Raw genomic sequence first — 11,686 nt, forward strand, 5'->3', positions numbered from 1 at the left:
GTCTCGACCACGCCGACGGGGTGGCCGGGACGGTGGGGGTGGTCGCCGCCTTCGGCGTCGGTGCCTGTGCCGCCGCCGAGTTGATGGACGGGCTGGCGGTGCTGCTGAGCGCGCTGGCCGCCGCGCTGACCGGGTTCCTGCTGCACAACTGGCATCCCGCGCGGATCGCGCTCGGGGCGTGCGGGTCGCTCTTCGCGGGCTTCCTGCTCGCCGGGGCGGCCGTGTTCACCCGGGCGGGGCACGAGCCCGGGGCCGGCGCGGGGGTGCTGTTCGCGCTGACCGCCCTGGCGAGCGTCGACGCCGTACTCGTACTCCTCTCGCGGCGGCTGGCCGGACGGCCCCTGCTGCGTGGCGGGCCCGACCATCTCGCCCACCGGCTGCGGCGGCTCGGGCTGACTCCGCAGGGTTCGGTGGTGGTCCTCGGTGTGGCCTCGTTCTGCGGGGTACTCGTGGGCGCGCTCGTGCACACCGGCTGGGCGGGGGAGACGGCGGTGCTGTGGGTGGCGGGCGTGGCGGTGGTCGGAGTGCCGGGTCTGCTGCGGGTACGGGTGTACGAGCCCCGGCGGGCGGGGACGGACCCCTGGACCCGTACGTCACTCCACGGGCCGCGCGCGGAACCGCGGGGGCGGCCCCAGGAGTCCCCCGAGGCAACGGATGCCCCGGCCCGTGCGTCCTCCCGGGCGGCGATTTTTCCGGTTCGTCAGGCCAGGCGGGAAGAGAAAGAGCAGGTCAGCGCGCCGTTGCGTGTAAGGAACGGATAAGAGTTGAGCCTGCTCGACTCACCTCTGTTGACCCAGCGATCGGCGTCATGCACACTTGAGCCTGTTCCACTCAAGTCAGCTGGAGGTTATTCACCATGGCACGTGCGGTCGGCATCGACCTGGGCACGACTAACTCCGTCGTCAGCGTTCTGGAGGGCGGCGAGCCCACCGTCATCACCAACGCCGAGGGCGCCAGGACCACGCCGTCCGTCGTCGCCTTCGCCAAGAACGGCGAGGTGCTGGTCGGCGAGGTGGCCAAGCGCCAGGCGGTCACGAACGTCGACAGGACCATCCGGTCGGTCAAGCGCCACATGGGCACCGACTGGAAGATCAACCTGGACGGCAAGGACTTCAACCCGCAGCAGATCAGCGCCTTCGTGCTGCAGAAGCTGAAGCGGGACGCCGAGTCCTACCTGGGCGAGAAGGTGACCGACGCGGTCATCACCGTCCCGGCGTACTTCAACGACGCCGAGCGCCAGGCCACCAAGGAGGCCGGTGAGATCGCGGGCCTCAACGTCCTGCGCATCGTCAACGAGCCGACGGCCGCCGCGCTGGCGTACGGCCTCGACAAGGACGAGCAGATCATCCTCGTCTTCGACCTCGGTGGCGGCACGTTCGACGTCTCGCTCCTGGAGATCGGCGACGGCGTCGTCGAGGTGAAGGCCACCAACGGTGACAACCACCTCGGTGGTGACGACTGGGACCAGCGCGTCGTCGACTACCTGGTCAAGCAGTTCCAGTCCGGCCACGGCGTGGACCTGGGCAAGGACAAGATGGCCCTCCAGCGCCTCCGTGAGGCCGCCGAGAAGGCCAAGATCGAGCTGTCCTCGTCCACCGAGACCTCGATCAACCTGCCCTACATCACGGCCTCCGCCGAGGGCCCGCTGCACCTGGACGAGAAGCTCACCCGCGCCCAGTTCCAGCAGCTGACGTCCGACCTGCTGGAGCGCTGCAAGACGCCGTTCCACAACGTCATCAAGGACGCCGGCATCCAGCTGTCCGAGATCGACCACGTCGTTCTCGTCGGTGGCTCCACCCGTATGCCCGCCGTCGCCGAGCTCGTCAAGGAGCTGACCGGCGGCAAGGACGCCAACAAGGGCGTCAACCCGGACGAGGTCGTCGCCATCGGCGCCGCCCTGCAGGCCGGTGTCCTCAAGGGCGAGGTCAAGGACGTCCTGCTCCTCGACGTCACCCCGCTGTCCCTCGGTATCGAGACCAAGGGCGGCATCATGACCAAGCTCATCGAGCGGAACACGACGATCCCGACGAAGCGTTCGGAGATCTTCACCACCGCCGAGGACAACCAGCCCTCCGTGCAGATCCAGGTCTACCAGGGCGAGCGCGAGATCGCGGCGTACAACAAGAAGCTCGGTATGTTCGAGCTGACCGGTCTGCCCCCGGCGCCCCGCGGCGTCCCGCAGATCGAGGTCGCCTTCGACATCGACGCCAACGGCATCATGCACGTGACCGCGAAGGACCTGGGCACGGGCAAGGAGCAGAAGATGACCGTCACCGGCGGCTCCTCGCTGCCGAAGGACGAGGTCGACCGGATGCGCCAGGAGGCCGAGAAGTACGCGGAGGAGGACCACGCCCGCCGCGAGGCCGCCGAGTCCCGCAACCAGGGCGAGCAGCTCGTCTACCAGACGGAGAAGTTCCTCAAGGACAACGAGGACAAGGTCCCGGGCGAGATCAAGACGGAGGTCGAGGAGTCCGTCGCCGAGCTGAAGGAGAAGCTCAAGGGCGAGGACACCGCCGAGATCCGCACCGCCACCGAGAAGGTCGCCGCCGTCTCGCAGAAGCTGGGCCAGGCCATGTACGCCGACGCCCAGGGCGCGCAGGCCGCCGGCGGCGAGGCTCCGGGCTCCGGTGCCGACGCCGCCGGTGCCGGTGCCGGTGACAAGGCCGACGACGACGTCGTCGACGCCGAGATCGTCGACGACGAGCGCAAGGACGGTGCCGCGTGACGGAGGAGACCCCGGGCTTCGACGAGAAGCCCGACGTCCCCTCCGGCGCCAGCCCTGACGACGCCGAGCCGAAGGCCGCCGCCCCCTCTTCGGAGGAGGGCGCGGCCCCGGCCGGGGACGCTAGCGAGAACGCGGGCCTGGTGGCCCAGCTGGACCAGGTGCGCACGGCGCTCAACGAGCGCACGGCGGACCTCCAGCGACTCCAGGCCGAGTACCAGAACTACCGCCGCCGCGTCGAGCGGGACCGCGTCGCGGTCAAGGAGGTCGCCGTCGCGAACCTCCTGTCCGAGCTGCTTCCCATGCTCGACGACATCGGCCGCGCACGGGAGCACGGCGAACTCGTCGGCGGCTTCAAGTCCGTCGCGGAGTCGCTGGAGACGGTCATCGCCAAGATGGGCCTCCAGCAGTTCGGCAAGGAGGGCGAGCCCTTCGACCCGACGATCCACGAGGCCCTGATGCACTCGTACGCGCCGGACGTCACCGAGACGACGTGCGTGGCGATTCTGCAGCCCGGGTACCGGATCGGCGAGCGCACCATCCGCCCCGCGCGGGTGGCGGTGGCCGAGCCGCAGCCGGGTGCGCAGGCGGCCAAGCCGGCCGAGGAGAACACCGAGGCGCAGGCCGACTCCGCGGAGAACAAGGAGAGCGGTGGCCCGGAGGAGGGCTGACGTCGCGGGTAGGCACACGTACGCAGGAGAGGAGGGACGTCGGGGATGAGCACCAAGGACTTCATCGAGAAGGACTACTACAAGGTCCTCGGCGTCCCCAAGGACGCCACCGAGGCCGAGATCAAGAAGGCGTACCGGAAGCTCGCCCGCGAGTACCACCCGGACGCCAACAAGGGAAACGTCAGGGCGGAGGAGCGTTTCAAGGAGATCTCCGAGGCCAACGACATCCTCGGTGACCCCAAGAAGCGCAAGGAGTACGACGAGGCCCGCAGCCTCTTCGGCAACGGCGGCTTCAGGCCGGGGCCGGGCGCGGGCGGCGGCGGCACCTTCAACTTCGACCTGGGCGACCTCTTCGGAGGCGGCGCCCAGGGCGGAGGCCAGGGAGGAGCCGGCGGTTTCGGCGGCGGGCTCGGCGACGTCTTCGGGGGCCTGTTCAACCGCACCGGCGCCGGCGGCCCCGGCACCGGCACGCGGACCCAGCCGCGGCGCGGCCAGGACATCGAGTCCGAGGTCACCCTGAGCTTCACGGAGGCCATCGAGGGCGCGACGGTCCCGCTGCGGATGTCCTCGCAGGCACCTTGCAAGGCCTGTTCGGGCACCGGCGACAAGAACGGCACGCCGCGCGTGTGCCCGACCTGCGTCGGCACCGGGCAGGTCGCCCGGGGCTCGGGCGGTGGCTTCTCGCTCACCGACCCGTGCCCGGACTGCAAGGGCCGCGGCCTGATCGCGGAGGATGCCTGCGACGTCTGCAAGGGCTCCGGGCGGGCCAAGTCCTCCCGGACGATGCAGGTCCGCATCCCGGCCGGGGTGTCGGACGGGCAGCGCATCCGGCTGCGCGGCAAGGGCACGCCGGGCGAGCGGGGCGGCCCGGCGGGCGACCTGTACGTGGTCGTACACGTCAAGGAACACCCCGTCTTCGGCCGCAAGGGCGACAACCTCACCGTCACCGTCCCGGTGACGTACGCCGAGGCCGCCCTCGGCGGCGAGGTCCGGGTCCCGACCCTGGGCGGTCCGCCGGTCACGCTGAAGCTGCCGGCCGGCACCCCGGGCGGCCGTACCATGCGCGCCAGGGGCAAGGGCGCGGTCCGCAAGGACGGCACCCGCGGCGACCTTCTGGTCACCGTCGAGGTGAGTGTTCCGAAGGACCTGACGGGGAAGGCTCGTGATGCGCTGGAGGCGTATCGCGAGGCGACCGCGGACGAGGATCCGCGGGCGGAGCTGTTCCAGGCCGCGAAGGGAGCTTGACGGAGATGGACGGTCGTCGACGCAATCCGTATGAACTGACCGAGGACACCCCGGTCTACGTCATCTCGGTGGCGGCCCAGCTCTCCGGCCTGCACCCGCAGACCCTGCGCCAGTACGACCGCCTCGGCCTGGTCTCCCCGGACCGCACGGCCGGCCGCGGCCGGCGCTACTCGGCCCGCGACATCGAACTGCTCCGTACGGTGCAGCAGTTGTCGCAGGACGAGGGCATCAACCTGGCCGGTATCAAGCGCATCATCGAACTGGAGAACCAGGTCGCCGCGCTCCAGGCCCGCATGGCGGAGCTGCAGGACGCGCTCGACGGCGCGGCCACGGCGATGCGCCAGCGCGAGGCGGCGGTACACGCCTCGTACCGCCGCGACCTGGTCCCGTACCAGGAGGTACAGCAGACCAGCGCCCTGGTGGTGTGGCGGCCCAAGCGGCACGGCCAGTCCTCGGACTGACGGGCCGCACCAGGCAGAACGGCGACGACGGGCCCGGAGGTTCCACCGATTCCACCCGACCCTCCGGGCCGGTTCGCAACGTTGCTGTCTCATTGGTCTAGTACTTCTTGACGATTTCGTGAAGACAGCGTTGGCTTCCCTCACCTGGGTCACCACAACACCCGTGTGTCGGAAGGTAAGCGCAGTGAACAGCCGTGCCCGTCGTATCGCCATATCCGTGGCCGCGTCCATGATGACCTTCTCGCTGGCCTCCTGTGGTGTGCTGGGCGCGTCGGAGAGCAGTGACGAGGCGAGTCCGACCAAGGGCAACGACATCACCGTCGGGCTGCTCCTGCCGGAGAAGGCGAACACGCGCTACGAGCAGTTCGACTACCCCTACTTCAAGGCGAAGGTCGCCGACCTCACGCGCGACCAGGGCAACGTCAAGTACGCCAACGCCGAGGCGAACGCCTCGAAGCAGGCCGACCAGATGCAGCAGATGATCGACGACCGGGTCGACGTGATCGTCCTGGACGCGGTCGACGCGAAGTCCATCGGCACCGCCGTGCAGCAGGCCAAGGACGCCGGCATCCCCGTCATCGCCTACGACCGGCTGGCCGAGGGCCCGATCGACGCCTACATCTCCTTCGACAACGAGCTGGTCGGCGAGGTCCAGGGCCGCTCCCTCATCGAGGCGCTCGGCGGCGACGCGGACAGCTCCGACAAGATCGTCATGATGAACGGCTCGCCCACCGACCCGAACGCCAAGCAGTTCAAGGCGGGCGCGACGTCCGAGCTGAACGGCAAGGTGACGATCGCCCAGTCCTTCGACACCAAGGACTGGAAGCCGGAGAACGCCGAGGCGAACATGACCGAGGCGATCGAGAAGATCGGCAAGGACAACATCGCGGGCGTCTACTCCGCCAACGACGGCATGGCGAGCGGCGTCATCAAGGCCCTGGAGGACGCGGGCGTCACCGACCTGCCGCCGATCACCGGCCAGGACGCGGAGCTCTCGGCGGTGCAGCGGATCGTCACCGGCGAGCAGTACATGAGCGTGTACAAGTCCTATCCGCAGGAGGCCGAGAGCGCCGCGGAGATGGCCGTGGCGCGGGTCCAGGGCCGGGACATCCAGTTCGACGCGCTCGCCCGCGACAAGGTCGACAGCCCCACCCACAAGGGCATCCCCGCACAGCTCGTCCCCGTCGTCGCCCTGACACAGGACAACATCGAGCAGACCGTCATCGCGGACGGCTTCTACAAGGTCTCCGACATCTGCACGGCCAAGTACGCGGCGGAGTGTGCGGAGATCGGGTTGACGTAGTCCGCACCCCCCGGTAGGTCGGGGGGACGGGGACGTACCCCCCAACGGGTGGATTCTCCGATTGACCGTCCCGGAGCAGTCTTGGAGTCACAGGAACCGCACCGTTCTCTCCCGTGCGGTTCCCTTCCGGCCGCCCACCGCGGTCCGGGAACTCCGTCAGACGAGGGGACGCAGTTCAGTGAACGTCAGAATCGCACGACGGCTGGGGGTCGGGGCCATCGCCGCCCTGGCCCTGAGCACGGCGACGCCCGCCTTCGCCTACGAGATCGGCCCGCACTCCTACAGCGGTGAGCTCCGCTTCTGGACCGAGGGCAACCGCTCGATCATGAACATCAAGGACACGGGTTCGAGCCACTGGGTGAAGTCGGAGTACTACCGCGTGGCCCACTCGGGCACCAAGCTGACGCTGTGGAACAAGAACGGTCCCAACGGTCCGTCCGACAATGACGGCAACAGGGGCACCGTCGAGAGCGGCAAGCACTCCGAGATCTACAAGGCCCGCGGCACGGTCGCACGCAACAACCTGCCCGACTGGCACACCAGTTGGTACTCCGGCTGACGGGCTCCCGCCCGCGCAGCCTGACCACAGCCTGACCGAGGAGCCGGCCGGCTCCTCGGTCAGGCATGCGTTGTCAGCGCCGTCCCCGCCGTCCACATCGAGTGATCCCCCCGACCAAGGGAGCTCCGCGTGACCTCAACCCCCGCCCCACCCGTCCTGCGGCTGAGCGAGGTGGCCTACGGCGTGTCCGGCCGAAGCCTGCTCGCCGGTGCCGATCTCACCGTCCCGGCAGGCAGTTCCGTCTCCGTGATGGGCCCGTCCGGCAGCGGCAAGTCCACCCTGCTGATGTGCGTCATGGGGCTGATCCGCCCACAATCGGGGCGCGTCGAAGTCGTGGGGCAGGACGTGACCCGGCTGTCCGCGCGGGCCCTCGCCGCCCACCGGCGGCGGCACGTCGGCATGGTCTTCCAGTTCGGTGAACTGCTCCCCGAACTCACCCCGGCGGAGAACGTGATGATCGCGAGCCTGCTGGCCGGCGATGCGGTCGCCGAGGCCCGCTCCCGTGCCGAGTCGCTGCTCACCCGTCTCGGGGTGCCCGAGGCCACGGCCACGCGGGACCTGTCGGGCGGAGAGAGGCAGCGTGTCGCCGTGGCTCGCGCCCTGGTCAACATGCCCGAACTGCTGCTGGCGGACGAGCCGACCGGCGCGTTGGACGGCGAGCAACGAGAAGCCGTGGCCGACCTGCTGTTCAGCACCCCGCGGGAACACGGGTGCGCCCTGGTGGTGGTGACGCACGACCCGATGGTGGCGGGCCGCGCCGACGTGCGGTTGCACCTGCACGAAGGACTCCTGGTCCAGGCCCAGGAGGCGCGGTGAACGGCGGCGGCCTGCGACGGCGGCTCCTGCGCATGGGACGAGCCGCGTCCCGGTCGGCCGAAGCAGGCCGCATCCGCTACTTCGCGTTGTTCGCCGCCACCACAGTGGCGGTCCTCGCCGTCTGCGGGTTCCTGCTCGCCGCGTCCTCCTTCGACGGTCGCACCGAGCGCAGTCAGGCCCGTTGGCCGCAGGTCACAGACACCGGCTCCGCCACGCTGCTGTGGCGGGCGACGCTGGCGAGCGTCGACGACCGTCAGTACGACGTGGTCTACATCGAGCCCCTCACCCCCGACGCGCCCCTGCCGCCCGGCCTGGAGCACTGGCCGGAGCCCGGTCAGGCGGTGCTCTCCCCGGCGCTGAAGGCGGTCGGACATCAGGTGCGCGGCGAGTACGGGCGGGCCGTGGGCACCATCGCCCCGGACGGCCTGGAGTCACCGAGCGAGTATTTCGCGTACGTACGGCCGACGGTCGAGCGGCTGGACCCGGAGGGGATGACCAAGGCCTCGGGATTCGGTGTCTCCTGGACGCCGTCGCTCGGGGAGCACATGTACAACTTCGGGCCGAAGGAGTTCCACTGGGCCTACCTGGCGCTGGTGGGTCTCCCGGCCGGACTGTTCGTCGTGATCGCCGCCCGGGTCGGCGCCGCGGCCCGGGACCGCCGGACCGCGATCCTGACCGCGCTGGGCGCCTCCGGAGGTGCCCGGGCCTGGTTCACGGTGGGCGAGGCCTTCCTGCCCGTGACCCTCGGCGCGTCGACGGCGGTCGTGGCCGTCGCTCCCGTACTCCTCACCGACGTACCGTTGCCGGTCGTCGACTTCGTGCTGTACGTCCCCGACGTCCGCGCCGCGATCCCCGCCCTCGTGGGCGCCGTACTGGGCGTACCGCTCGCCGTGCTGGCCGCCGTGGTGCTGCTCCAGCCGCGGTACCGACCGGGCGCCTCGACCCGGCCGGTGGCCGCCAAACGGCGTCGCGAGTGGATGCTGTGGCTGTTTCCCGTGGCCCTCTTCGGCACGGTCCGGGGCACCGACCTGGCCCCGTACGACCTGCGTCTGCCCGTCCTGGCGGCCGGCAGTGTGATCACCATCGCGCTGCTGCCCGGGGTGGCCGGTGCGGTGGTGTCGGCGGCCGGACCCGCGCTGGCCAGGTTCGGTGCCGCGCGTGGCCGGGTGGGCATGCTGGTAGCGGGCCGACGGCTGGCAGTCGGCGCCCGCCCGGTCGCGCGGCTGGTGGCCGCGGTAGTCGTGGCGGTCGGCCTGGCCGCTCAAGGACAGATCGCGATCAGTCTGTTCACGGACATGAGCGACCGGGTCCACGCCGTGGAGGAGCACCTCGGCACCAGCGTATTGCGGGTGTCGACGACACTCTCCACGGCCACCGCCGACGTGGCGGCCTTCGAACGCGACCTGGGGACGGGCGTGCACGCCCTGGCCGTGACGAGGGACTTCAGATCGGGGCGGACGGACCTCGTCGCGGACTGCTCGGTATGGCGGGACCTGGGCGTCAAGTGCCCGACGGCGGCGCCGGCCGAACTGCGCACGCGACACGCCGGTCTGGCCCAGGCTGCGGAGTTGGAGCGGTCGGTCGGGGCACGCCTGTACGCCCGTACGGGCAACGTCACCGAGACCGTGCGTACCGCAGAGGAGCCGGCCCTGGTGATACTGGCGCAGGACGGACGGGAGCTGTCGCTGTCCCGGGTTCACCAAGCCGCCAACGCGCATGTCGCGATGGCGACGAACGTCCAGGTCTTCGCGATGGCCGGCACCTTCGGCGGCAGCGGTGAGGGCATCGCGGCCCAGCGGTGGCTGGAGCTGCTCTCCGTGGCAGGTGTGCTGGTGATCGTGGTCGTGGCCGGGATCGGCTCGGTGGCCCAGTTCGTCCGGACGGGCCGAGAGCTGGGCCCGGTCTCGGTGCTGAGCGGCAACGGCCGCGTGTACTACGCGGTCTCCGTGTGGTCCCTCCTGGTGCCCACCGCCTTCGCGGTGTGCGCGGCCGTCGCGGTGACCTGGTACGTGACCACGCCGTTGATGGCCGGCTCCGCCGACCGGTTGTCCGCGCTGTCGGCGGTGGGAGCGGCCGGCTTGGCGTGTGCCGCGGTGATGGCCTGGTGGGGTGCGCGTACGGCGTCCGCGGCGGGGTTGGTGTGGCGCCCGCGCAACGACTGACGCGAGGCGTGTGCCCTGCTGACGCGAGGCGCGTGCCCTGCCGAGGGGTGTGGACATGTGGTCCACACCCCGTTGTCACTACCCGTTGTCACTTCTCCGCGACGAACGAGCCCTGTCCGAGAACGGTGTAGAGCCGTCCCTCAGCCCGGAGAGCGGCCATGGCCTTCTGCACCGTGCTCGGCGCTACGTCCAGCTCGGCAGCCAACTCGTTCACGGCAGGGAAGCGCGCACCGGGCACGTACTGGCCGGCCTCGAGGCGTCGCCGTAGCTCATCCGCGACTTGAGGCCATACGGGCACCGAACGATCAAGGTCCATGGTTCTCAGCGTCCGCGTATCTGCGTGATCCCGCGACCGCGAATACGCGAATACGCGTATTCTCGATTTCGCGAGACTCCCGCGACCGTGCGACCGGCCCGGGGGAATGGCCACCAGCTACTGAGGAGCTGACGACATGAGCCACACCAGCCACGTCCGCCTACTGCCCTGGAGTGGGCCCGAGGGCAAGCGCGCAGTCCTGGTAACCGACGGCACGCCCGGCCCGCTCTCTCTACTGGCTGACAGAATCGAGAACCGGCAGATCGAATCGGCTGCCGTCATCGTGGAGCTGGCGCGACCCATGGTCGGAGCCGCGTCGGACCTCACGGCAGATGAACTCCGCTGGATCATCCGCCGTCTCATCGAGAGCCTGACGGACGTGCTCAACATCGCCGAGAGTCGCGCACAGCGCATCCCGCCGTACGAGGACTGACGCTTCCGTTCGAAGTGATCCGCGCCGCGCCGGTCACCCACGCACGGTGCGGCGCGGGGTGTCACGGCACGTGCGGACCGCCGCACGCGACGGAACCCCGTGACTGTGGGCTCGTCGGCTGTGTGGGCACCTGCGCCTGCCAAACGATGCGGGATGCCTGGACGCGGTTGTCGACACCGAGCTTGGAGTAGGCCCCGCGGATGTGGTCCTTGACCGTGTGGGCGCTGATTCCCAGCGTCTCGGCCATGGCAGGGTTCGATGCTCCGTCCGCCAGTAGTTGCACGATCTCCCGCTCCCGAGAGCTGAGCCTCTCCAGCATCCTGCGCGCGGTGGCCACCGCATCGGCTGTGCGGCCGGGCCGAACGTACTGATCGACCAGGAACTGGGCGGCAACGGGCCCGAGCGCGACCGTGCCTGCGGCTGCTGCCCGTACCGCCCATGGCAGGTGCCGCACGGAGTTGCCGCGCAGCAGGATCCCGCGGGCTCCATGGCGCAGCAGCGCGCAGGTGGCGTGTTCCGACAAGTGGTCGACCAGTACGACGTGTGCCGGCGTGGAGACCTGGAGGCTTGTCGCTTTCGGCGCGGCCGCTCTTGGCAACCGTAGGACGTCGAGCGCCTCGTCCGGACTGTGGTGGCTGCTGACCAGGACGTCCAGACGTGCCATGGGTGACGCCGCCTCCGATGCCTCGCCGACGACCCGGATCCTGCTGTCTTCTTCCAGGACACGCCTGACTCCAGCCCGTTCCAGCGGCTCCCGGCCGAGAATGCCTACGCGTATCACGATCCCTGTCCTCCCCCGACTGCCTACCGACTCGCCGTGACGGGCGCCCTTGGCATGTCCCGATACCACGACAGCCGACGCCCGGTATGACAGGCGGAGTCGGTCAGGCCCCGCCGTCACCCAGCATGCACGCTGCGTACATCTCTCCAACACCTTCAGCTTGTTGCAACGAGGGGAAGAGGGGGGTGCGCGTAAGGGTTGATTCCAGCACATGTCC

The 11,686-nt window shown here is 70.0% G+C and carries 12 protein-coding genes; 10 read left to right on the plus strand and 2 right to left on the minus strand.

The genetic code is table 11. The features are described 5' to 3' along the window. The 9 genes from ACFCZF_RS30480 to ACFCZF_RS30520 all read left to right on the plus strand — a co-directional run. Positions 1 to 761 (plus strand): MraY family glycosyltransferase (locus ACFCZF_RS30480; protein WP_376674360.1); only part of this gene is annotated, 761 nt, incomplete at its 5' end. Positions 762 to 856: 95 nt separating this feature from the next. Next, positions 857 to 2,725, plus strand: a complete 1,869-nt coding sequence (gene dnaK, locus ACFCZF_RS30485; protein ID WP_376674361.1) for a molecular chaperone DnaK — start codon at positions 857 to 859, stop codon at positions 2,723 to 2,725. After that, positions 2,722 to 3,393, plus strand: a complete 672-nt coding sequence (grpE, locus tag ACFCZF_RS30490; RefSeq protein ID WP_375911032.1) for a nucleotide exchange factor GrpE — start codon at positions 2,722 to 2,724, stop codon at positions 3,391 to 3,393. The genes dnaK and grpE overlap by 4 nt, the downstream gene beginning before the upstream one ends. Positions 3,394 to 3,438: 45 nt before the next feature. After that, positions 3,439 to 4,638 carry a molecular chaperone DnaJ gene (dnaJ, locus tag ACFCZF_RS30495; protein WP_376674362.1) on the plus strand — a complete coding sequence of 400 codons (1,200 nt, stop codon included), beginning with the start codon at positions 3,439 to 3,441 and terminating at the stop codon, positions 4,636 to 4,638. A 5-nt stretch (positions 4,639 to 4,643) separates the two neighbouring features. Beyond that, the gene (locus ACFCZF_RS30500; protein ID WP_121748168.1) at positions 4,644 to 5,099 is read left to right on the plus strand and encodes a heat shock protein transcriptional repressor HspR; all 456 of its coding nucleotides are present in this window, start codon (positions 4,644 to 4,646) and stop codon (positions 5,097 to 5,099) included. A gap of 184 nt (positions 5,100 to 5,283) precedes the next feature. Beyond that, on the plus strand, positions 5,284 to 6,402 hold the full coding sequence (locus ACFCZF_RS30505; RefSeq protein WP_376674363.1) for a sugar ABC transporter substrate-binding protein: 1,119 nt from the start codon (positions 5,284 to 5,286) through the stop codon (positions 6,400 to 6,402). A gap of 178 nt (positions 6,403 to 6,580) precedes the next feature. After that, positions 6,581 to 6,961 carry a hypothetical protein gene (locus tag ACFCZF_RS30510; protein ID WP_376674364.1) on the plus strand — a complete coding sequence of 127 codons (381 nt, stop codon included), beginning with the start codon at positions 6,581 to 6,583 and terminating at the stop codon, positions 6,959 to 6,961. A gap of 129 nt (positions 6,962 to 7,090) precedes the next feature. Next, positions 7,091 to 7,777, plus strand: a complete 687-nt coding sequence (locus ACFCZF_RS30515; protein WP_376674365.1) for an ABC transporter ATP-binding protein — start codon at positions 7,091 to 7,093, stop codon at positions 7,775 to 7,777. Then, on the plus strand, positions 7,774 to 9,939 hold the full coding sequence (locus ACFCZF_RS30520; protein ID WP_376674366.1) for a hypothetical protein: 2,166 nt from the start codon (positions 7,774 to 7,776) through the stop codon (positions 9,937 to 9,939). Before ACFCZF_RS30515 ends, ACFCZF_RS30520 begins: the two co-directional genes overlap by 4 nt. Before the next feature lie 88 nt (positions 9,940 to 10,027). Here ACFCZF_RS30520 and ACFCZF_RS30525 read toward each other — a convergent pair whose 3' ends face one another. Beyond that, on the minus strand, positions 10,028 to 10,255 hold the full coding sequence (locus ACFCZF_RS30525; RefSeq protein ID WP_376674367.1) for a GntR family transcriptional regulator: 228 nt from the start codon (positions 10,253 to 10,255) through the stop codon (positions 10,028 to 10,030). 136 nt (positions 10,256 to 10,391) lie between these two features. Between ACFCZF_RS30525 and ACFCZF_RS30530 the strand changes: the two genes are divergently transcribed. Continuing rightward, the gene (locus ACFCZF_RS30530) at positions 10,392 to 10,688 is read left to right on the plus strand and encodes a hypothetical protein (RefSeq protein ID WP_376674368.1); all 297 of its coding nucleotides are present in this window, start codon (positions 10,392 to 10,394) and stop codon (positions 10,686 to 10,688) included. A 61-nt stretch (positions 10,689 to 10,749) separates the two neighbouring features. On the opposite strand, the gene ACFCZF_RS30535 is transcribed toward ACFCZF_RS30530, so the two are convergent. Then, positions 10,750 to 11,352 carry a response regulator transcription factor gene (locus tag ACFCZF_RS30535; RefSeq protein ID WP_376674369.1) on the minus strand — a complete coding sequence of 201 codons (603 nt, stop codon included), beginning with the start codon at positions 11,350 to 11,352 and terminating at the stop codon, positions 10,750 to 10,752. Between the last annotated feature and the right edge of the window lie 334 nt (positions 11,353 to 11,686).

Origin of the sequence: Streptomyces sp. NPDC056296, from assembly GCF_042268605.1 — a bacterium.
In the GTDB taxonomy this organism is placed as follows: Bacteria; Actinomycetota; Actinomycetes; order Streptomycetales; family Streptomycetaceae; genus Streptomyces.

Coding starts and splice junctions, on each gene's coding strand:
- dnaK (WP_376674361.1), top strand. CDS start 857: ATGGCACGTGCGGTCGGCATCGACCTGGGCACGACTAACTCCGTCGTC.
- dnaJ (WP_376674362.1), top strand. CDS start 3,439: ATGAGCACCAAGGACTTCATCGAGAAGGACTACTACAAGGTCCTCGGC.
- ACFCZF_RS30500 (WP_121748168.1), top strand. CDS start 4,644: ATGGACGGTCGTCGACGCAATCCGTATGAACTGACCGAGGACACCCCG.
- ACFCZF_RS30525 (WP_376674367.1), bottom strand. CDS start 10,255: ATGGACCTTGATCGTTCGGTGCCCGTATGGCCTCAAGTCGCGGATGAG.
- ACFCZF_RS30530 (WP_376674368.1), top strand. CDS start 10,392: ATGAGCCACACCAGCCACGTCCGCCTACTGCCCTGGAGTGGGCCCGAG.
- ACFCZF_RS30535 (WP_376674369.1), bottom strand. CDS start 11,352: ATGGCACGTCTGGACGTCCTGGTCAGCAGCCACCACAGTCCGGACGAG.